The organism is Kitasatospora sp. MAA4, assembly GCF_029893355.1.
Taxonomy (GTDB): Bacteria; Actinomycetota; Actinomycetes; order Streptomycetales; family Streptomycetaceae; genus Kitasatospora.
Window position 1 is genome coordinate 1 of record NZ_JARZAI010000066.1, and the last position, 1,402, is coordinate 1,402.

Here is a 1,402-nt window from a genome sequence, read left to right on the forward strand (position 1 = left end):
GCGGCCTCACACGATCACCGGGACTTTGGAATGCCCCTGGCTCCGAGGCGGCGAGGCATCCTCAGAACCACGGGCAGGTCGGGTAGAAGTGTGATGGTGGATGAGAACAACGTATCTGCCGCTCTGTCTTCGGATCAGCGGAAGGCGGCAATAGAGCAACTGGGAACTGTAGAAGAATGGTTTCGGATGCAGTTGCTTCCTGGTCTTGTCGTCCGCAAGCACAAGAAGTTGCTGGTCACATTCAGAATCATTCTTCTACTGGCGGCCTGCCTCCTGGTTGCCTTCTGGAGCATTGGTGGCATATTTGGGGTGCGGTGGGCATTCTGGACACTTACTGTCGCCTTCGTGGTACTCGTGAGAAGCTGTAGCTTTGAGGGCTGGGATTGGCTTGGCTTTGCTCTTTCTGGAATTGCGTCCGCCATTCTTTTGGAGCTCCCAGTCCGCTCCTCGGCCTCAGTGGGGAGACTGGCTGAGACGTTTCTTTGCCTTGCCCTGGCCCTCGTGATTTCCACGTTGAAGACGTCGGAACTGTTCAAGGGCCTATGGCAGGCATTCTGGGGAAGAAGTGGCGAGCTAGGAATCGCGGCGAGCGCAGGACCAAGCATTGCCGGAATTATGGGAATTTCGTCCCTGGTCTTCATTGTCGGAGACGCGTGGAGATTCTTTTCGAGCATGGATACCGCTCACATCTGGGCCTTGCACGTTGTCGCTGTGATCATCTGGAGTTTGCTCCTGATCATGTATCTTCCGGGCAAGTTCAGGATTCCGGAACTGAAGAGTTCATGGACGGAGGCTTCGAAGCTGAAGGCTTGTCTGGGGGAAGGTGTGCGCAGCGGCGGCGACTCCGGATTGAACGGATGGGCCTGGTTGAATCTGCGCGCTCACTTGTGGGCATTCAGATTCTTCAGAGTTGCAGTGGGAATCGTGACCATCACCATTGGATTCACATTCTTGGGTGTCGCGAGCGTCGATCTCAATCAGACCAGGGATTTCATCAGAGGAGAGCCCTCCAGCCACTACTTTCTACCGGTAGGTAGCGCCGAATTCGTCATCACCCCGGAGCTGCTCAAGGTAGCTTCGGGGCTCGCCGAGTTGGGTGCCGTATTCTTCGTGCTGCTGGCGGTTGCAGATCGGGCGAGGCTTGAGAAATCAAACCCGGAAAAACACTTCATCGATCAAGTGGTTGCAACTTGGGCATATTACATGGCGCTGAGAAAAAAATTGAACCTTGACTGACGAAGAGCGCTCGAAGGTAATTTGAATTGAGCCCGCTCCACGCTGAGCGCAGCCCCGCGGAGTGGGGAGAACGGCCCCACTGTGGCCCGCCGTCTGCTGAGAGCGCGTGTGCGGCAGGGCGTCCAGTACTACAGCAGGGGCATTCCAAAGTCCCGGTGATCGTGTG

1 protein-coding gene is annotated in these 1,402 nt (G+C 56.2%); it reads left to right on the forward strand.

Going from position 1 to position 1,402, the window contains the following annotated elements; all coding sequences use genetic code 11:
- On the forward strand, positions 1-1,236 hold a 1,236-nt coding region (locus P3T37_RS36955; protein ID WP_280728347.1), incomplete at its 5' end, for a hypothetical protein.
- Between the last annotated feature and the right edge of the window lie 166 nt (positions 1,237-1,402).